Below are 20,816 nucleotides of genomic sequence, written 5' to 3'. Positions count from 1 at the left end.
TTCAAAGAAAATTATTTAACATCTCTTTTACCAAATAGACTACTTCCAATCCGCACATCGGTACTCCCATACTTTATAGCTACTTCATAATCAGCACTCATACCCATAGATAGCCTATCTAGTCGTAAATCTTGAGAAAGCTTCGAATTAACTAAATCAAAAAAATTTTTCATTTTTTTAAAACTTCCTTCAGGTAGTTCTGACTTAGCAGGAATACACATTAGCCCAACTATTTTTACTCCAGTTAAATCATTTGATCTTTCAACACACTCGATAACTTCTTTATATTGAGAAGACTTAAATCCTGACTTATTAGGATCATCATCGATATTTATTTGCAAATATACATCTATTACCTTGTCTAACTGACACGCTGATTTATTTATCTTCTCAAGATGTTCTACTTTCTCGACACTCTGTATCGAGTTAGCATATTTGACTATATGCTTTATTTTCCGTGACTGCAAAGATCCTATAAAGTGCCACCTTAGATTAGGAAGTTGCTGAGCTTTTTGCTCAAGCTCTTGAAAATAGTTTTCACCAAAATCTTTTTGCCCTAAACCTGCTAGATATTTTATTTTTTCTAGTGACTGATACTTACTTACTGCAAGTAAGTTTGCATGGTTAGCTATATTCTGATTAATAGTTGTAAAAGCCTCTTTTATATAATCTTTATCAAGCATCTTTTTTTCTCATTACAATTAGATTTCTTTCAGCTTTTAAGAAAGGTACTTTTATTTTAATTTTTTGTGCATCTAATGGTAGTGTTGCTAGATTTTGTTCTTCTAAGTCAGGACCTTTCATTGCTAACATTTGATTATCATTTGTTAAAAATTGCTTACATAACTCATAAAAGGTATCAACTGAACTAAATGCTCGTGAGATAATATTATCAAAATTCCCCTCTAAATCTTCAACTCTACAATTGACAGGATTTATATTACTTAAATTTAAGGATTTTTTGACATTTTTAAGAAACATAATCTTTTTACCAACACTATCAACTAGTGTAAATTGATGATTTGGGTATAAAATAGCAAGCACCACTCCAGGCAAACCACCTCCAGTGCCAACATCTATAGTTGATGAACCTTTTAGATACTTAGCAACAGCTAAACTATCAAATAAATGTTTGACCAACATATCTTCAATATTCTTGATTGCCGTCATATTATAGACTTTATTCCATTTCTCTAATAATTTTAGATAATCTATCCATAAACTAATCTGTGTTTCATTAGCTTGAATATCCAATTCAGTCAAAGCTTGTTTAATTTTGTTATTCATATCCATTTTCTAGAAATATAATTTTCATATAAGCTATAATAAGTTATATTATAAGCCTTAAAAAAAATAGTTGGGATTTAAAATTTTATAAATCTCAAAGATGATGCATATAATATGATTTTATCAAGAAAATTTGGTGCCGCAATGATTATATCTGGCACTTGTATCGGAGCTGGAATGTTAGCTATCCCAGCGACAGTTGCTAGTTGTGGTTTCTTTATTGGCTCTATTTTGATTATTTGTATTTGGGCCCTAATGACATTTACGGCTTTAGTCCTAGCCGAAGTAAACTTAAAAATGGATGATGGCTCAAACTTTATAGAGATGACAAGTAAAACTCTTGGTCCCATTGGTGTTGCAATAGTATGGATCTGCTATGTTTTACTACTTTACTCTCTTGTCGCGGCCTATACAGTTGGTGGAGGATCATTATTATCAACAACACTAAGTAGCTTAGATATCAGCCTCTCTGAAAAGTTCACCGGTATTATTTTTATACTTATACTTGGAGTATTTATCTATATTAGCACTCGAGTGGTTGATCATGTTAATAAACTTATGTTAACAGGTAAGCTTCTAGCATTCTTTTTACTAATTGCCGTATTAGTTCCTCACATTTCAACTGATCATCTAAGTTATCAAATTAAAAATCCAAATTTTATTTGGGCTGCCTTTCCAATCCTTTTAACTTCCTTTGGCTTTCATCATATTGTTCCAACTCTTAGAACCTACGTTGGCTCAAATAGAAGCTCTCTGCGCCAAGCAATTATATTAGGTAGTTCAGTTCCTTTAGTCATCTATCTACTTTGGATATTTGCAACTCTTGGATCTTTACCTGTAGCGACACCTACAGGTATTTTAGGCAAAGAATCTGGAGAAATAACATCTGTGATAGTTACTCATTTTGAAGGAACTTCTGGCTATATCTCTACAATATCATTCCTATTTGGATTTTTTGCTTTAGCAACTTCATTCTTAGGTGTAGCATTAGGACTATTTGACTTTAACCGTAGTACATATAGAATCTCAAAGAATTTACACAAACATAAAATTCTAGCTTTTATAATTACATTCTTACCAGCATATCTTTACGCAATTATATATCCTGATGGATTTAAATCAGCTTTAGGTTACGCAAGTATTTTTGTTGCTATTTTACAGGTTGCTCTACCTGTAATGATGCTTTGGATAATCAACTATCGTAAGAAAAAAGATTTTGTAATGACATCGGCGATAACTATAGTTATAGTAGCTATCGCGATTGTTATAATTTCTTTACAAATTTTTAGTTCTTTTGATTTACTTCCTACGCTAAATTAAAGACTGTGATTTTTGATTTTCATATTATAAGCTAACAAGATTACAATACCGACAAATATTGGTAAAACGACTGAAGGGAATAGCATCAAAGTAAAGTGCTCGCCAGATATTCTCACCCAAGCAAAACCAACAGCATTACCAATAACAAATACTGTCATACAAGTAGCAAAAAAAGGTATTTTCCAAATATTTGATTTATCGCCGCGCAGAACTCGTCCGATTTCAATACCTAAATCTGTAGTTGTGCCAGTCATATGAGTTGTTCGAGCAAAACCTCCAAAAAATATTGTAGTGAAGCTATTTTGCATACCCATAGCAACGGCTAAAAATAAATCATCGATAATACGATGATTACTAAAAATATCTATTAGCAAAGTTCCTGTAAGCATTACAGCACTCTGTAAAACTAAAGTTTTAGTATGATCCTCTGAGATGACATATGCATCAGTCTTCATCAAGACACCATTCACAGCAGCACCAACAACAAAACCAAAGACAAGAATCGCAACTTTATATACAAAAACCCAGTCAGTCCCAGCAATACTATGACCAAGAATTCTTAAGTTTCCCGACATTACTGCCACACTGGCACCAAAAGAGTTATATAAAACTACACTATCAATCCAACCAGAGTTAAAAATCAATATAACCGTAATAAAATAAGTAAAAGCCATTTTTTTCGTAAACACTTTCTAGCTCCTTTTTATTAGCGTTTAAGAAATATTATATAGGCTTTATAATAAAAATCATTTTTTTATTTTGCTTTCTTTAGGCTGTGTCTTTACGAAACACTTTAGACCTTGTGTTTTCTTTGAAAAAGAGCGAACTAAAGAAATTTTTTTTGTAAATAATTGTTGTGTTAATCGCATATTTACCCTCCCTTTAATTTGTGACTAACTTATTTTCCTTTCTAATTTTCAAGAAGAGGAAAGAAAAAATATACAAAAAAATAAATTAACTGTCAATATTTGCAAAGTGTGACTTAGAATTATTTTATGCTCTTATTTATCAACTCATCGAATTTTTCTTGAGGTAATAACTTGAGCTCTAAATTTGCCTCACTTAGAGAAATATCTTCTTGATAAGCATAATGCGCTAACTTTGAAGCCTCGTCATACCCAATCTCTGGAGCAAGAGCTGTAACTAACATTAATGAGTTATGTAGGTAGTAATCAATTTTTTTCTTATTAGGCTTTATTCCTTTTATAAGGTAATCTGAGAAGTTAAGCATGCTATCAGAAAGCATTTGGATTGATTGTATAATATTAAATATTATTAATGGTTTATATACATTCATCTCTAAATATCCTGCTGAACCTGCCATAGCAACAGCAGCATCTAAGCCCATTACTTGAGTCGCCACCATTGCCATAGCTTCACACTGAGTTGGATTAACTTTACCAGGCATAATAGATGATCCAGGCTCATTCTCAGGCAATATCAACTCAAATAACCCAGCTCTAGGACCACAGCTAAGAATTCGAATATCATTAGCTATTTTAAATAAAGAGTTCGCTAAGACTTTTAAGGTACTCATTAAAGCTACTAGGGCATCATGAGATCCTTGCACCTCAAATTTATTAGCTGCAGTAATAAAAGGCATCTCAGTTATTTTAGCAATATGCTTAGCAACAAGTTCAGCAAACCCTTGTGGTGCATTTATACCTGTACCAACAGCTGTGCCTCCTAATGCTAACTCATAGACATCTTGCAAGGCTAGTTCTATACGCTTAATATTTTTCTCAAGTAAGGCTACATAACCTCCAAACTCCTCACCTAATTTCATAGGTACGGCATCTTGCATATGAGTCCTACCAATTTTAGTTATATCCTTCCATGCTTGAGCCTTCTCCTGTAAGTGCTTTTGCATATATTTAGCTGTAGGAATCAGCTTTTGAGAAACTGCTATTACTGCTGAGATATTCATTGCCGTTGGGAAACTATCGTTTGATGATTGAGATTTATTAACATCATCATTAGGGTGAACAGGAGTTTTAGCTCCTTTTTTATTACCATATATTTCATTTGCCCTGTTAGCTATTACCTCATTAACATTCATATTTAACTGAGTACCGCTACCAGTCATCCAAACATATAGTGGAAAATTATTATCTAACTTACCTTCTAATACTTCCTCAGATGCTCTAACTATTAGATCTCTCCTTTGTTCTGATAATATATCTAGCTGATGATTTGTAATAGCAGATGCTTTCTTAATAATAGCCATAGCTTTGACAATCTCTAATGGCATTTTATCATTACCAATTGAGAAGTATTTTAATGACCTTTGGGTTTGCGCACCCCAATATTTATCATCCGCAACTTTAACTTCACCCATACTATCTGTCTCTACTCGCATTAATTTTCCCCAAAAATATAGTTTATAGATTAAATGTAACATTTTTATGCTACGCTCAGAAGAGCTATATATTTTTAAAAACCTTATAGTTAAAATAAACACTATACAAATTTTCAGTTAGACAAGTATTATGCAAACCTTAGAAGTGTTAAAAAATCGTAAATGTGTTAGAGAATTCTTAACTAAAGAAATTCCTCAAGAAATATTTGAAAAACTATTTGAGGCTGCAAAATGGACTCCTTCAAGCAAAAATACTCAACCATGGAAAATAGCTGTAGTTAGCGGTCAAAAGAAAATTGATTTGATGAATAAAATTTTAAGTGCTTGCGAAAATGGCGAAAAACCAAGAATGGAATACAACTATGATGGAGATACGCCACTTGATGGTGAACTAAAAGAAAGAGCTATCAAATGTGGTCACGATCTATATACTGCCTTAAATATCTCGAGAGAAGATAAAGACAAGCGTATCAAACAATGGAAAAAGAACTATATTTCTTTTGACTCTCCATCTGCAATTTTTATATTTAAATATCCTACAGATAGTATTAGCAGCTATATGGACTGTGGCATGCTAGTCCAATCGATATTACTAGCAGCTACAGATTTAGGGCTTGCAACATGTCCTCAAGCTTCATTAGGGCACTATCCTGATATAGTTAAAAATGAACTTCCAGAATTTGCAGCATATACACTAATATGTGGAATAGCCATTGGCTATGAAGATACATCTGCGGCTGTAAACAACTATAGGACAGAAAGAGAAAGCATTAAAAACCTTGTCAGTTTTTTCTAATTTCTTTTGTAAATATAAATATAATGCTATTATTAAAAGATTAAAATTAAATTTAGTTTAATATTAAGCATGAGTGTTATTAGCAAAGATATTATTGAAGCAACTCGTTATTTTCTAAAATTAGTCGAATTAGGCTCATATAGCTCCGTTAAAAAGTATTATGGTGTAGAGTTAAATACTATAAAAAATAAAATCGAAGTTTTAGAAGGCTTTCTAGATATAAAACTTATTAGAAATGTACAGAATCGTATTTCCCCAACAGCAGATGGAATGAAATACTATCATTCTTGTAACAAAACCTTTAAAGATCTAGAAGATACTATCCAAAATGTAAAGCTAAGTGGCTTTAGAGAGCGTAAATCTATAAAAATATTAGGAACGCCACTATTTCTAAAAATTATAATTGATTTCGTACTACCACAAATCCAAGAAATTAATGATGAAAGTTTTAACTTTGCTTTAGACAGTTATCAGATTGGTAACTTAAATGGTAGTCAATATCAGCTTGATTCATATAGTGTTATCCAAATTTTTAATAAACACCTTGAGTTTCTTGATTTAGATGACTGGATAGTTTGTTCATCAGTCGATGCCATAAAACTACCTGCATATATATATGGTAATAAAGACTTCATCAAAGAAATGCATAACAATCCTCAACGTATTATTGAAGCTCCAATTGTATTTAATAAGTATGATTTCTCTCTAGGTGTAACTGAATTTAAATATAAATCTGAAACTTATAAATTTAATCTCGATAATGTCAAATATACAGTTGATAATGAAATACAAAAAGCAAATATTATTAAAGGTGAGAATGTCATTGGTTTTATGCCAAAGTTCTACCATAATGCCGTATTAAGAGATTATGATAACATTGCTAAGATAGAGGGTGCTGAAATAGAATTCCCACTAGAGCCTCACTTAGTATTAGTGTATAAACACTCAAAATATAAAGATGAGCTTATAAATATAGTAAGATCAGGTATTGAGAAAATAAAACAAAAATATACTGACTAATAAGATATCAACTCTTTGTATTAATCCTCTTAACTATTACACTTTCAACAATAGCAACACTAGCATGAACAAATATAACGGCTAAACCAATATAGGCAAAATACTCATGTATATTCTTAATTTCAATGACATCTGGTCTTGCCATCACCTCAAGAATTGGTGGTAAACCGAAAGGGATTATATAAGTTCCCTTTGCACTAATCAGGCACCAGCCTAAAATAGGCATAAGAATCAACCAAATGTATAAAAAGATATGAACAATCTTTGACACAATGCTTCTAAAGAAATTGTAATATATTCTTTGCCCTATAATTGGAAATTCTACAAACTTCCTAATACTAAGTCTTAAGATAGTCAAAAATAACACTAAGAAGCCTATATACAGATGAGAGCTCTTCATAAAATCATGAAATAATGTATGCTTCCCAAAAATACTTCTAAACTCTATAGAGATAAAAGCTAGAAATATCAAAATAACAGTAAGCCAATGTATATAAACCATTAACCGATTAAACTTTGTCTGCATACAACCAAGTAATAATTATTAAATAATCTATGATTATAATGATTTTTAGAAATAAAAGGAAAAATAATTATATAGAGCTCTTCTTAGAAAGCACCAAATATATTGAATAATATTATATAAATAACACTAGTAACAACTATACATGCTGGAATAGTTAAGATCCATGCTATAGCCATTTTCCTAACGACTTTCCAGTTAACACCTGAATCAGCATAACCAGCACCCATTATTGAACCAGATGCTACTTGAGTTGTACTAACAGGCAAGCCTATATGAGAAGCTGCTAAGACCAAAGCACCTGAACTTAGCTCTGCTGATACAGCATTTACTGGCTCTAGTTTAGATAACTTAGCACTTAGAGTCTTAATTATCTTTTTACCGCCTGAAAGAGTACCTAGACCCATTGCAATACCACATAATATAATTACCCAAGTAGGTACTTCAGTAGTACTTACCAGTCCTGCACTTAACAAAGCTAATGTAATTATTGACATTGTTTTTTGGGCATCATTTGAGCCATGTGAAAAAGAAAGCAAACTAGTAGATACAACCTGCATCTCTCTTATATATTTATTTGTCCTTCTGACACCGCTTAATCTGATAAAAATATTCAGTAGAACTATACAAATAATTAGTGCTAAGAAAAACGCCATAATTGGCGAGCTAACCATAGGAATCAAAACCTTATAAACAACAGTCATATAGTTAACATCTTGATAACTAGCTCCAATAATTACAGCGCCAACTAATGAGCCTATCAAAGCATGAGAAGAGCTTGATGGAATGCCAAAACTCCAAGTAAAGAAATTCCAACTAATTGCTCCTAAAAGTGCTGAAATTAGTACAATATCTGTAACAACATTAGTATCTACAAGTCCTTTTGAAATAGTTGCAGCTACAGCTGTTCCAAAGAAAGCCCCTAAGAAATTAAAAAATGCTGCTAGACCTATGGCTTGACCAGGAGTTAAAGATTTTGTCGCAATTGGTGTTGCAACAACATTCGCTGCATCATGAAAACCATTTGTGAACTCAAAAAACAAAGCAATTATAATAATCGCTACCAAAACCGTTGAAATCATATGGCAAATACCTTATTAAACTTCTTTGACATGAATTCTCATTATTGATTCAGCTATTGAAGTACAAGTTGAAATAGCATTTTCAATAGCTTTATAGATATCCTTAACCTTCATGATAAATATCACATCACCTTCTTCAAAATGAGAAAAACGTTTAAGTGCATGAGCAAGATCTTCCAAAACATTTTCATCTAAAGCTGTTAATCTAATATATAAGCTCTTTAAATCTTTCTTCTCACCTTTCGTAAAGGCTTTCATCATATCATCTAAGACTTTTGTCATTTTGCGTAATGTTTCAACACAGTTTGCTAGATATAAATTTACATCTCCTCTTTCCTCTTCCATTAGGATCTGCATATATCTATGTATCTTAACAATTCTTTTATTAAGCTTTAATAGTAAAGTCATTACATTATGTAACTCAACCCTATCAACAGGAGTTACAAAATGTCTTGCTAATTCATGATCCATTTTGTTAGCAACTTCTACTGTTACAGTTCTAGTTAAGCGCAACTCTTCAGCTAGCTCAGATAGGGTTAAACTATCTTTTTCTTTAACTATTTGATCTAAAATTCTAGCTGAGTCCTCTACTGCCTCTGTTGCTTCTATCATTAATTCAAAAAATATTTTATCTTGGCTTGGAATTAGTGTCTTAACCAGTTTGCGCAACATTATGTATAATCTCCTAACTATGTTTTTGCATATTTGACACTCAAAGTTTATAACAAAGAAATAAGCAAAAACAACAAGAATTTATTATTTTTTTTATATTATCTTTTTTATTGTTTTAGTGGTAGAAATAATATATCATGTTGTGCTTTTTAGATGAAAAAGATCATTTTTGAAAAAGTGAGAATAGATTTTAAACAACTTTCTTTTAAATTTAAAGACGTTATTTAGGCTTATAACATTTTTAAAATATCCTATACTATAGAAGTTTAAATCATTTGCTTTAAGTCATTTATAATACCAAAAGCTTCATCATTCTCAATAAGCCTAAATCTAATCGTAGATCCAGGAACAAACTGTGCCAGCTTACTTATATCTGGCTCAATAACATTTACAACTCTTGGATAACCTCCTACAGTCTGGCGATGTCTCATTAAGACTATCGGTCCTCCTGGAGATAATTGTACTGTTCCATCAGATACAGGTTGAGATATCATCTCAATTTTTTGTGTATCTAAACCTAATCCATTTAACGATAATCCCATTTGACTAGAGTTTGGTGAAATTTCCCATGACTGATCAAAAAAGGCATTATCTTTTAAAATAAAATACTCAGGACCTTTTATTACTCTTATAAAATTAGTTCTATAATTATGATTTATAAAATCACCTAGTTTCTCAGATCTTTTCTTACCAATTAAGCGTTGTAATCCTGGCTCAAATTCTATTGCCAAAACAACGGTTCTAAAGCCTTTTTTTGTACCTTTAAACTCTAAGATCTCATCTTTATTAAGCTTACAAATTCGATTGTATGGAATATTTTGAGAGGCAGTCTCTGTTCTGTTATAAGAAGCGCCAGATATAACTACAAGTAAATCCTTGTTAGCTTTTATCTTTGATGGATAAATCATCTCTATAGCCTGAAAACATCTAGGTTTTTCTAATAAATTATATGCAGTAATAAAACTTAGCTGATCCTGAGCCCCCTTAGGAGATACTCCTTTATCTTGAGAGCCAAACTTTCTTAATGAAATAGGGAAAGATAACCCTCCACTAACTGAAAAGAAGTCTACCATAATTAACCTTTTGCTTTATTAAGTTCTTTAGCTAGCTCTAAAGCTATCTCACTATCAGAATGTATACATATTGTTTGAGAGTCAAAGGCTATTTCTTGGCCATTAATATTTATAAAGCCTTTTGCTAACTCACGGTATTGCTTAATCGCTTTTTGTACCTCTTTAATCTCTGCATTTGGCTGACCTCTTGGTACGAGCGTTGGATTATTATTTTTATCTAGTAGATACCCTCTTTCAGCGAAACTTTCTTTAATTATTTTTATGCCATTTTCTTCAGCATGCTTTTTCAAAAGACCAAAGGGGCTAACAAGCAATTCTTGAATATCATTTTTGACACACCAAGAAATAAACATTTTAACTAATCCTTCATTAACATTAAGCTCATTATATAAAGCGCCATGAGGCTTTATTGCCTTTACATTTCCTTCAAAGAGAGCAAACTGCTCATCAAAAGATTTGCATAAGCTTCTATCATCAATTTTGATAACCTTTCTACCAAAATCCTCTTTATCTGGATATGATATATGAGCTGTAATTTTTACATTATTTCTTTGACAAAGATCTACATAGTAATCAACACTTTGCTTATCACCAGCATGCCCACCACAAGCAATATTTGCAATATCAATATATTTTACCAATTGATCATCAACTGTATGAGCAACACCTCTTTCACCTAAGTCACAATTTATCAAAAGCATATTATATCTCCCTAAAAACTATTTTATCTCCAGGTCTAAGCTTAGAGAAATCTTTAAAATCTGATATACCAATTATATTCCATCCACTCGGTGTTTGCTCTGGAAAGATGGTTGTCTGAGCTCCTCCAATACCTATAGACCCTGCAGCAATCCTATTTCTAGGAGTTTCGAGTCGCGGTAGTGATAGACTTTTATCTAACCCAAGCAAATATGGTAAGTATGGCTTAAAACCAAGCATCGCAATATGGTACTCATTTTGAGTATGTCTTTTTACAATTTCAGATACTTCCAATCCAAGTTTTTCTGCTGCTACTTCCAAATCTTGACCGTTATATTTAACATCAATTTTATGGATTTGTGACTCTATCTTGTGCTTATAGTCAACGTGCAGAATCTTATTTAAGATAGCACCTTTTAGCTCAAGCGGATTACCATAATCAAAATGAAATGCTACAGAATTATATGATGGAACAATATCATAAATATTAAACTTATGACAAAACTGTTGATCCGCTAAGATATCTTTATATATTTTAAGAACTTTCAAATTATCATCTAAAGATAACTGATCACTTAGGTTATAGACAAAACAATTTTGACCTAAAAAATACTCTTTCATAACAACTATTACCTAATTAGTTTTTGCTAGTGATTTCTTTACAGGTATCTGGCTCAAGCTTGTATAAAGTGAACAACCCTACCACCGCACTTATACATATCATCCCAACAGCCATATAATCAGATATATGCTGAGCTAGATAAAAGCATACAAAAGGTAAAAGCCCCCCATAAATTCCAAAACCAATATTATAAGCTAAAGCAAAACCTGTATAACGTATATCTTTAGGAAAACTCTCTGTAAAAATTACCATAATATTGCCATAGAATATCCCAAAAATAGCAGCCATCACTATAAAAAATAGAATCAATAAATCACTATTAGATTTATATAATGCATACATTGGCAAAGGTAATAACAGCATTAAAACCAAGCCTGTAGCTATTATGGTTTTAATATTAAAAAACTTAGTTAATTTAGCAGAAAAGCTACATGAAGCGATAAAAACGACCAAACTTATTGTTGTAAGGATAGCAACATCAACATCTTTATGTCCAAGTATCTGTTTAATAATATTTGGTAGTATTGTTATTTGGAAGTATGCTACTACTGCACCAGGAAAACATAGTAACATCATAAATACTATACTCTTCCAATATTTGATAACTAAATGTGCTAGTTTTATTTGTTGCTTTTCAGACTTTTTAGCATCTTTGTCACCACTATGCTTTATAAAGAAAGACATTACAACAAGGATAATTGCTATAGCAAACAAAATCCTCCAGCCTCCTGCTGACATAAGCTCATCAGGAATAAAATATCTAATAACCTGAAAACTTACAATTGCTAATAAAATTCCACCAAAAGCACTTGCAATCACATTTGCAGATGCTTTTGCTTTGCCTAATATGGTATTTTCCTCTTCTACAAGAATAACTACTGAACCACTATATTGTCCACCAATAGCAATTCCCTGAAGTATTCTAAAGGCAACTAGTAATATAGGAGCTAAAAAACCAATCATTGCATAAGATGGTAATAGTGCCATACCTACGGTAGGAACTCCCATAAAAAACGCAGCCCATGCAAGAGCCGTTGTTCTTGATTTTTTATCACCTATATATCCAAATATAACTCCTCCGAAAGGTCTTGCTAAAAACCCTGCAGCAAAAGCACCAAACGCAGCTAAGAAATTAGCAAATGGACTATCAAGATTTGGGAAAAAAGCATTACCAATATACACAGCACAAAATGAATATACTGTGAACTCATACCACTCTGCTGAGCTTGCTAAAAGTACTAATAATTTTTTCATTCTCTAACCAATTTATTTAGACCCAATATGTCTATTTAAGTATATTTTTTGAGAAAAATATACTTTTTGATTTAAATTAACTAAAGATTGTAAAAAATTTTTAACTAAGGAAATAAGTTTTAAAAGACAATAAAAAGAGAGATTAATTTTCTATTTTAGTCTCACAACTAAGACATCAACATTTGCTTCATGTAAGATACTATTTGCTGTTGAACCTAGGAAGAACCTGCCTATAGCACCTCTTCTATGACTACCAACAACGATTAAATCATTATTATTTTCTTCTGCTTTTTCTAATAAACTATTAGATATTGCACCAATCATCACTGATTTGTCACCATCTATATTATTTTTCTTAGCAAACTCTTCTAGTGCTGCTTCAACTTTTGCAGTTTCATAAGTCATTAAAGAGATACTGTCATTTGGTATTACAAATGCTGTGTCTAATTTAGCGTTATATAATTTAGCAACTTCTTTTGCTTTATCTACAACAACACATGAATCATTTTCAAGATCAGTAGGTACTAATAACTTTTTATAGCTATGTGCTTTACTTACAGCAGCTTCATTTTCGCTAACTCTTACAGTTAATACATCACATTTAGCTTTATGTAAAACAGCATTAGCAACAGAACCTAACAGTAGATTAATTCCATGCGTTGCATGAGACCCTAATACAATTACATCGCACTGGCTTTCTTCTGCATATGTAACAATCTCTGTAGCAGGATTACCGATGAGTACTTCATGCTCAACTTTAATACCTGAGATTTTAGCTACTAACTTATCTAACTCTTCTTTTGCTTCCTTCTCTATAGAATGCTGAAAATCAACTATAGATGGTGCAAATGGAGCAACACAATCGATAACTGTAACTACTTTTAAAACTTCAGTATTATTTTTCTTAGCGAAATCAACAGCAGAGTTAATTACAACATCTGCATTCTCATAAACATTTACCGCTAATAGTACTTTTTTATACGCCATGACAAATCTCCGTAACGTGTCTTCCTTTAACTTCATTATAGCAAACAAAAATAAAAAAGCATTTAATTACACCTTAATTTTTATTTTTATAAATTACTTCAAAATATTTCCATATTTCACTAGGTAATTCATACTGTAATTCAAATGTATATTCAATCATTTTCTTAGGTTTTAAAAGCTCTCTAGCTCCTAAACATTTAGAGATTGTACCTAGGTAAAAATACTCATCATTTTTATTTGTTCTAGCAAAGACATACCGTATATAAGTATCTTTAGTTAAGTTATTTTCAAACTCATCATTTAAGTCTTTTCCAGCTTTAGAATAATAAGTAAAACTTCTTGAAGAAATAAACTTATTATCATGTAATGTGAACTTTTTATTCTCATCAAAAGTCATAAAAAGAAGAGCCTTGTTATCAAAAGCTCTATACCCAGCTAAGTTGACTCCGCCATTGGTATAGTCTTGATTAAGCAAATGAGCAATATCCTTTTTTGAATACTTACTATACATTGCTAACCCTAAGTGCTTATGATGACTATACCTTTCTGAATAAACCAGCTTATTATATTTAATCAAATCCCTAAGTTGAGATTTCAATAAATTACTATTTTTTATTAAATCTGCTACTAGAAGTATAACTTTACCATTACTTATAGATATCAAAGGCTCATAATCATGTCTTGCAGCATTTACTGTAAATATGTTTAAAGATAGATGTTTTAGAGCACTTTCAAAGCTATCAATATCAAAGTCACTTAGCTTTTCTCTAAGATCTAACTCGAGTTGAGATATTTCCAAATTATTACAAGCAAGCAACTTCTCTAAGATTAATATTTCATATAACCTTTTTGCTGGAGTAAACTCTTTAGAAATAAACTTTAAAACCAAATATTGCCTTGTATTAAGCTCAGCAATATCTTCCTTAAAGGAGTTTAATACATCATAGTAGGTATCTTTAGCTGATAAAACCACCTCTGGAGATATAAAGTTATATTTTTGAAAATCAACCAATGTAGGTATTCTTCCAAGCTCTCTTTTTAGCTGTTGATAATCTCTTTTAATATTCTTTAGCTGTGAAAAATTTGTTACCTGAATATTCTTATAAATAATCTCTTTAGCAATGCTGGTAAATGTTATTGTACTTTGCCCCGCTATATAACTATTTGGAGAAACAACAAACTTTTTAAGTTCATCTCTGTCATAGCTATTATTCTGGCTTAATGCTACAGGAATAAGAAAGTTATTATCATAGTTTGCAATAAAATCTAGCACTACAACAAAATGTTTATCTTTATATTTACGTAAACCTCTACCTAACTGCTGAATATACACAATAGCACTTTGTGTTGGACGAAGTAATATGACTTGATTCACACAAGGGATATCAATACCTTCGTTAAAAATATCCACCGTGACTATCACTTCTAACTGATTTGATTCAAGCTGACTTATAACATCTGATCGAGATTTTTCAGAATCTTCACTTGTTAAGGCTTTGGCACTTATCCCTTTTTCAGTTAGTTTAATCGCTAGCTGTTTTGCTTCATTAACATTACTCACAAACATTAATGCACTTCGAAAACTTCCGCTAAACTTATAAATATTCATCTTAGTGATAATATGCTCAACACGATCATCATTGATTAGCTTTGAAAAATCCTTAGCTAATGACTTTTCTGACTCAACATAAAAATCCTCTATAGCGAAATAGTGGAATGGGCATAGTAAGTCTTCTTCTAGAGCCTGATGTAATCTAATCTCATAAGCAATGTTATAATCAAACAGCTTAAATATATCTGCTTCATCTGTACGCTCTGGAGTAGCCGTCATCCCAAGCAAAAATTTAGGCCTAAAATAGTCAAGAACCTTTTTATAACTCTTTGCTTCAGCATGATGCACTTCATCAATAACTATATAGTCAAACTCTCTTTCTGAAAAACTCTCTAAAACTTTTGGATTCTTAAGAGTTTGTATAGTTGCAAATAAGTATTCTGTAGAGTCTTTTTTATCTCCGGTATATAGCCCTAGAGTTTTATCTTTAATAACTTTAGCAAAAGTTTCTTTAGCCTTTATTGCAATATTTGTTCGATGAACTATAAAAAGACATCGTTTAGGCTTAACTTTTGCAACATCAAATGCGCTTAAAAAGGTTTTACCTGTACCTGTAGCGCTTATTATCAAAGCCTTATCTTTATTATCATTTCTTAAAGCAGCTAAACTATCTAAAGCCTCGCTTTGGACTTTATTCGGGCTTATTTGACTATTTTGTAAATGTATATTTTGAATAGACTGTAGGCTTTGTTGCTTATGATATATCTCTCTATACTCATTAATAAAATCACTAACCCATTTAGCTTGACTAAAGAGTTTATTAAACTCAGATAACGCTTGTATGATAATTTCATCATCATGATTAGCTTCAAAAAGGATATTCCACTCACTATTTACTGTTAGAGCAGCTTGTGTAAGATTCGAGCTACCTAACATAACTCTCCAACTTTGCTCACTTCTAAAAAAGAATCCTTTAGCATGAAAGTTATCATTATCGAGTATCTTAAGCTCTATATTGTTAAACTCAAGAAGTGTATCCAAAGCCTTAGGCTCTGTAAAATTCAAATAACATCCCGTTAAAATCTTACCTTTTATATTATTAGCTTGTAGCTGGCGCAAAGATTCTAAGATACACAAAACTCCACTTAATGTCACAAATGCCACACTAATTATAAACTCATCACAATTATTTAGTTGATCATTTAGCTCTGTTACGATTTTAGAATGAATTGAATTTGTAAGAAATTTCTTAGAGTCTTTACTCATATTATATTTGGACAGGAACTGTTGAGTTTAAGTTTGTACTACCCGTACTTTTACCCCAACAGTAAATACCTTGATTATGTTTAGCAATACCACAAACATACGTTTTAGATACGCTTAATCTACTAAATTTAACATCAGTTTTAACTTTTTGTGGTTGGCTAAAATGTCCTCTTTCTCCATTTCCAAGTTCCCCTTGCTCTCCATCACCCCAGCAATACGCATTTCCTTGTTTGTCTAAAGCACAAGCATATTTACTTTGGCCATATACTTTTTCAAACTTATTGCTATCGCTAAAGCTCATACCTAAAGCATCTGATGTTTGACCTTGCTGTTGCTCTTCCGGTTGATCAGTATTCTTCTCATTAATACAGTAAATATTATAGTTTTTATCCATAAAGCATTTAGAACCATTCTTCTCACTAATGCCTTTAGCTTTTTGAAGCTGCTTGTAGTGTTCCTCTATTTGCTTAGCATTATCATTACCTGAATCATCAGGCTGAATGATATCATACTCACCAACCCTCAGCTCTCCAGATCCATAATACGCTATATCCTTATGATACTCATAATTACGATTATACTCTGTAAAGAAACTTTGTGTAAATGTATCAAGGGCGAAGGCACTACCACATAAAAACACAAGGGCTATTATAATTACATTTTTTTTCATAAATAAACTTCTTAATATCATTTTTTAAATTTTAACAGGTACTGGTGAATCTAAATTCACTGTGCCTTTATTATTTTTTCCCCAACAATATACATCATTAGACTTCTTAGCAATTCCACACGTATATGTTCTTGCCATAATTAATCTATTAAACTGTACATCAGTTTTAACTTTTTGAGGTTCATTGAAGAGACCTTTTTTGCCATTACCTACCTCTCCGTAACTACCATCTCCCCAACAGTAAGCATGATCACTCTCATCTAAGGCACAAGCGTAATGAGCCTTTGTATAGACTTTCTTAAATTTAATCTTAGTATCAACCTTATGTGGGATAGAAGCTTTATTTTTTACATCAGGAGTCCCTAGCTGACCTCTTTTATTACTACCCCAACAATATGCCTCATCACCATCATCTAATGCACAGTTAAAATCATCGCCTTCAGTAACAGTTTTAGACTTCTTAAGCTTTTCAAGATGTTCTAACATCTCCTTACTAAGTTTTTTACCACTATCATTAGTTGTATCTTGCCTAATCTTATAATCACCACACCTTACTTGTCCTGAGACATCGTAACTACAGTTATATTTTTCTGAATCATCTTTACCAAAATTATCTCCATACTCCTGTATCTTAGCATCATCTCGGAAATTATTATTTTTAGGTACAAAATTATCAGTTGAATGATTATGATCATCAAAAAAGGAATGAGTAAAGGTAGCAAATGCATTAGTACATAAAAATACAACTGCTAGAAGAACTATAATTTTTTTCATAAACAAAGTTATTTTCAATAATCTCAAATACTATTAATTAATAATAAATCAAAAAGCTCGCAAGTAAAATTCTATAAAAAGATTTTTTGTTCCCAATAACGCAAAAAACTAAAGAATCTCTCTTCTTTTGTATAATTATCTCTATCGATATAAGGTTTTGTTATAAGTATCGGATAGCACCCTGCAATAAAACATGCTAATGCTCCTGTCAAAAGCCTGTCATCAACAAGAGCTACTTCTTGTGGCTGACAGCCTACCATATTTACAATCTTATTAAGACCATCTGGATAAGGTTTTTTCGCTACACCAGATATAAATCTAATTTTAGGAAAGTGTTTCTTAAAATATTCGAGCCTTTCTTGAGTAGGTTTATTTGAAAGGATAAATATATTACCTTCATCAAATTTAGTAACAAAATCATCTAGCCAAAGCTTAACTTCTCTAAAAACCTCTGGTTTACCATGACTTGCTAATACCCCATCAAAATCTAATGCTAAATACTTAATTTTTTTTTGACTTAGAAACTCTGTTGTTAAATCTACAACACTCTCTAAACAGTTATTATGTTTTAAAGATTTAAGCATCTTCTTATGCCTAAGCATTTGTTTAATAGTATACAAAGATCGACTAAGCATTTTTTTTCAAATCCATATCTTTTTTTAAATCTAAAGCCCTTTGGTATATATCATTTTTTTTGAGCTTTAATAATTCTGATGTTAATTTAACAGCCTTTTTCAAAGGTAGCTCATCAAGTAATGCTTCAAGTAGCAAATCTTGATCAATTCTTGAAGAATCTGATATATCTGAAGCATTGCAGTCTATAATAACAACAAACTCTCCTTTTAGTTTTTCTGGAGAGCTCTTAAAAAACTCTATTACTTGAGCAGGTTTACCATTAACAAAAGTCTCAAACTGTTTAGTTAATTCTTTTGCAACAGCAATATCCACATTTGGTAAGATACTATCTAAATCCTCGAGTAAATATTCTATCCTATGCACAGACTCATAAAGTATAACTGTTGTACTAAGTTTCTTAAGCTCTTGAATCTGCTCTTGCCTCTTTGCTTTTTTGGCAGATAAAAATCCTTTAAACATAAAACTATCTGATGGCAAACCTGCAGCTGACAAAGCAGTTGTTACAGCACTAGCTCCAGGAATAGGCACTATCTTATAATTGTCATTACGCAAACTTGCTACTATTTTGTAACCAGGATCAGATATTAGTGGAGTTCCTGCATCACTAACTAAAGCAACCTTTTTACCCGCATCTAAAAATTCTTTGACTTGTTGTACTCTAGACTCTTCATTAAAGTCATGACACGATACTAATTTTTGCTCATTTTTTATATTAAGCCCCATCAAGAGCTTTGCTGTTACTCGAGTGTCTTCTGCCAAGATCACATCAGCTTCCTTTAAAATATCTATAGCACGGAGTGTTATATCTCCAAGATTACCTATTGGCGTTGCTACAACATAAAGCACCGACTTATCTACACTACTCACCTAACATCTCCACTAAATTTGTAACATCTCCAGCACCTTGGACTAAAATAACACTATTTTCATCAACGATCTGCTTTAAGATACTCACAACACTCTCAAAATCATCGACTAAAGTACAATTTGTAAGCTTTTTAGCAATATCCTTACTTTCTGCTCCTAAAATAACCTCTTCTCCAGCTGTATACGTTGGTAATAATATTAACCGATCTGATAAGCAAAGAGCTTGTTGCCAATCTTTAAATAAATCTCTATTTCGAGTATATCTATGTGGTTGGAACACATGAATAATTTTTTTATTTGGAAATCTATCTCTAACAGCTGATAGACAGTTAGTAACTTCAGCAGGGTGATGTCCATAATCATCAATTACTTGTACCTTGTATCCTGAGATATCTCTTAGATATAGATCAAACCTTCTTGCTACACCCTCAACATTTAGTAATGCTTTTCTTATATCCTCATACTCAAAGCCAAGATCTAAACAACAAACGATACACGCTGTAGCATTTTGCACATTATATTTACCTGGTAACTGAATAGTAAAGTCTAAACTCTTCCCATTGTAGTAAATGCTAAAGTAAGTATACCCATCTTTTACATAATAGTCGCTTATCCGAGCATCTGCTTCTTTTGAAAAACCATATAAAGTTATATTTTTATCTAATAGCGCACTCTTCTGCAGCAGATCATTACAACCTTTATCATCTACACATAGGTAAATATTTCTAATAGTCTCTTTAGATATAAATTGCAAAAAATTATCTAAGAGATTTTCATAGCTATTTTGATAGGTTGTCATATGGTCAAGATCAACATTAGTAATTATTGTACATTGTGGATTTAAATGTAAAAATGATGCATCACTCTCATCAGCTTCGATTACCAGCTTATCTTTACCATTAATTTGGATATTAGAACCAGAATATTTCACTACTCCTCCAACGATAAAACTACTTTTTTCATCAAGGTGGCACAATAATGTTGCTAAGACACTTGATGTTGTTGTTTTACCATGAGTTCCAGTTATAGCAATACAATAACTAAAATCCCTCATAAGGATTGCTAGAAACATTGCTCTTTGTAGACACTCTATACCAAGAGTTCTGGCTTTTTGTAATAAGTTATTATCTGATGATATTGCACTTGAGTAAACGACCATATCATAACTATCTAAAGGAATATTATCTTGCGAGGTATATATTTTAACCCCAAGAGACTCAAGTTTTAATGTTAGCTTATTCGGTTTATAATCATACCCTGCAACTGTTGCTCCAAGATTTCTAGCAGCAATTGCAAGAGCAGAAACCCCAATTCCACCAACTCCAAGAAATAATATTTTTTTATCCAAATTCGATTG

The 20,816-nt window shown here is 31.8% G+C and carries 21 protein-coding genes; 3 read left to right on the top strand and 18 right to left on the bottom strand.

The features are described from left to right. Nucleotides 1–11: 11 nt before the first annotated feature. Together FIP56_RS00405 and rsmG are read right to left on the bottom strand one after the other, a co-directional pair. The gene (locus tag FIP56_RS00405) at nt 12–683 is read right to left on the bottom strand and encodes a YggS family pyridoxal phosphate-dependent enzyme (protein ID WP_192577037.1); all 672 of its coding nucleotides are present in this window, start codon (nt 681–683) and stop codon (nt 12–14) included. After that, entirely contained in the window at nt 676–1,293 is a 618-nt protein-coding gene (gene rsmG / locus FIP56_RS00400) for a 16S rRNA (guanine(527)-N(7))-methyltransferase RsmG (RefSeq protein WP_192577036.1), read from the bottom strand. Before rsmG ends, FIP56_RS00405 begins: the two co-directional genes overlap by 8 nt. A gap of 108 nt (nt 1,294–1,401) precedes the next feature. On the opposite strand from rsmG, the gene FIP56_RS00395 reads away from it, so the two are divergent. Then, complete coding sequence (locus FIP56_RS00395) at nt 1,402–2,607, top strand: aromatic amino acid transport family protein (RefSeq protein ID WP_192577035.1); 1,206 nt, start codon at nt 1,402–1,404, stop codon at nt 2,605–2,607. On the opposite strand, the gene FIP56_RS00390 is transcribed toward FIP56_RS00395, so the two are convergent. Beyond that, the gene (locus FIP56_RS00390) at nt 2,604–3,296 is read right to left on the bottom strand and encodes a YoaK family protein (RefSeq protein WP_192577034.1); all 693 of its coding nucleotides are present in this window, start codon (nt 3,294–3,296) and stop codon (nt 2,604–2,606) included. The genes FIP56_RS00395 and FIP56_RS00390 overlap by 4 nt on opposite strands. Nucleotides 3,297–3,595: 299 nt before the next feature. Further along, entirely contained in the window at nt 3,596–4,966 is a 1,371-nt protein-coding gene (gene fumC / locus FIP56_RS00385) for a class II fumarate hydratase (protein WP_192577033.1), read from the bottom strand. A gap of 130 nt (nt 4,967–5,096) precedes the next feature. Here fumC and FIP56_RS00380 point away from each other — a divergent pair, with 130 nt between their 5' ends. Together FIP56_RS00380 and FIP56_RS00375 are read left to right on the top strand one after the other, a co-directional pair. Beyond that, entirely contained in the window at nt 5,097–5,762 is a 666-nt protein-coding gene (locus tag FIP56_RS00380; RefSeq protein ID WP_192577032.1) for a nitroreductase, read from the top strand. 69 nt (nt 5,763–5,831) lie between these two features. Further along, a complete protein-coding gene (locus tag FIP56_RS00375; RefSeq protein WP_192577031.1) occupies nt 5,832–6,782 on the top strand; it encodes a LysR family transcriptional regulator in 951 nt (316 codons plus the stop codon). A 7-nt stretch (nt 6,783–6,789) separates the two neighbouring features. Here FIP56_RS00375 and FIP56_RS00370 read toward each other — a convergent pair whose 3' ends face one another. From FIP56_RS00370 to murC, 14 genes are all read right to left on the bottom strand, one after another. Beyond that, a complete protein-coding gene (locus tag FIP56_RS00370) occupies nt 6,790–7,308 on the bottom strand; it encodes a cytochrome b/b6 domain-containing protein (protein WP_192577030.1) in 519 nt (172 codons plus the stop codon). An 83-nt stretch (nt 7,309–7,391) separates the two neighbouring features. Further along, nucleotides 7,392–8,387: an inorganic phosphate transporter gene (locus FIP56_RS00365; RefSeq protein ID WP_192577029.1), complete on the bottom strand. Its 996-nt coding sequence runs from the start codon at nt 8,385–8,387 to the stop codon at nt 7,392–7,394. Between the two features lie 15 nt (nt 8,388–8,402). Beyond that, nucleotides 8,403–9,059 (bottom strand): PhoU family transcriptional regulator, encoded by a 657-nt coding sequence (locus tag FIP56_RS00360; RefSeq protein WP_192577028.1) that lies wholly within the window; start codon nt 9,057–9,059, stop codon nt 8,403–8,405. Nucleotides 9,060–9,325: 266 nt separating this feature from the next. Beyond that, entirely contained in the window at nt 9,326–10,132 is an 807-nt protein-coding gene (locus FIP56_RS00355; protein ID WP_192577027.1) for a hydrolase, read from the bottom strand. Nucleotides 10,133–10,134: 2 nt separating this feature from the next. Further along, the gene (locus tag FIP56_RS00350) at nt 10,135–10,833 is read right to left on the bottom strand and encodes a 5-oxoprolinase subunit PxpA (RefSeq protein ID WP_192577026.1); all 699 of its coding nucleotides are present in this window, start codon (nt 10,831–10,833) and stop codon (nt 10,135–10,137) included. A 1-nt stretch (nt 10,834) separates the two neighbouring features. After that, entirely contained in the window at nt 10,835–11,452 is a 618-nt protein-coding gene (locus FIP56_RS00345; RefSeq protein ID WP_192577025.1) for a carboxyltransferase domain-containing protein, read from the bottom strand. 16 nt (nt 11,453–11,468) lie between these two features. Beyond that, entirely contained in the window at nt 11,469–12,707 is a 1,239-nt protein-coding gene (locus FIP56_RS00340; protein ID WP_192577024.1) for an MFS transporter, read from the bottom strand. Nucleotides 12,708–12,857: 150 nt separating this feature from the next. Further along, nucleotides 12,858–13,694 (bottom strand): universal stress protein, encoded by an 837-nt coding sequence (locus tag FIP56_RS00335; protein WP_192577023.1) that lies wholly within the window; start codon nt 13,692–13,694, stop codon nt 12,858–12,860. A 73-nt stretch (nt 13,695–13,767) separates the two neighbouring features. After that, entirely contained in the window at nt 13,768–16,512 is a 2,745-nt protein-coding gene (locus tag FIP56_RS00330; RefSeq protein WP_192577022.1) for a DUF3427 domain-containing protein, read from the bottom strand. A 1-nt stretch (nt 16,513) separates the two neighbouring features. After that, nucleotides 16,514–17,182, bottom strand: a complete 669-nt coding sequence (locus tag FIP56_RS00325) for an RCC1 domain-containing protein (protein WP_192577021.1) — start codon at nt 17,180–17,182, stop codon at nt 16,514–16,516. Nucleotides 17,183–17,206: 24 nt separating this feature from the next. Then, a complete protein-coding gene (locus FIP56_RS00320; protein ID WP_192577020.1) occupies nt 17,207–17,956 on the bottom strand; it encodes a regulator in 750 nt (249 codons plus the stop codon). A gap of 71 nt (nt 17,957–18,027) precedes the next feature. Next, nucleotides 18,028–18,591, bottom strand: a complete 564-nt coding sequence (locus tag FIP56_RS00315; protein WP_192577019.1) for an HAD family hydrolase — start codon at nt 18,589–18,591, stop codon at nt 18,028–18,030. Then, complete coding sequence (rsmI, locus tag FIP56_RS00310) at nt 18,584–19,459, bottom strand: 16S rRNA (cytidine(1402)-2'-O)-methyltransferase (protein WP_192577018.1); 876 nt, start codon at nt 19,457–19,459, stop codon at nt 18,584–18,586. Before rsmI ends, FIP56_RS00315 begins: the two co-directional genes overlap by 8 nt. Further along, complete coding sequence (gene murC, locus FIP56_RS00305) at nt 19,452–20,807, bottom strand: UDP-N-acetylmuramate--L-alanine ligase (RefSeq protein WP_192577017.1); 1,356 nt, start codon at nt 20,805–20,807, stop codon at nt 19,452–19,454. The genes rsmI and murC overlap by 8 nt, the downstream gene beginning before the upstream one ends. Nucleotides 20,808–20,816 lie beyond the last annotated feature (9 nt).

Origin of the sequence: Francisella sp. LA112445, assembly GCF_012224145.1 — a bacterium.
Classification (GTDB): domain Bacteria; phylum Pseudomonadota; class Gammaproteobacteria; order Francisellales; family Francisellaceae; genus Francisella.
Note: the sequence above shows the minus strand (reverse complement) of the source record. Positions and strands in the feature narration are given on the sequence as shown.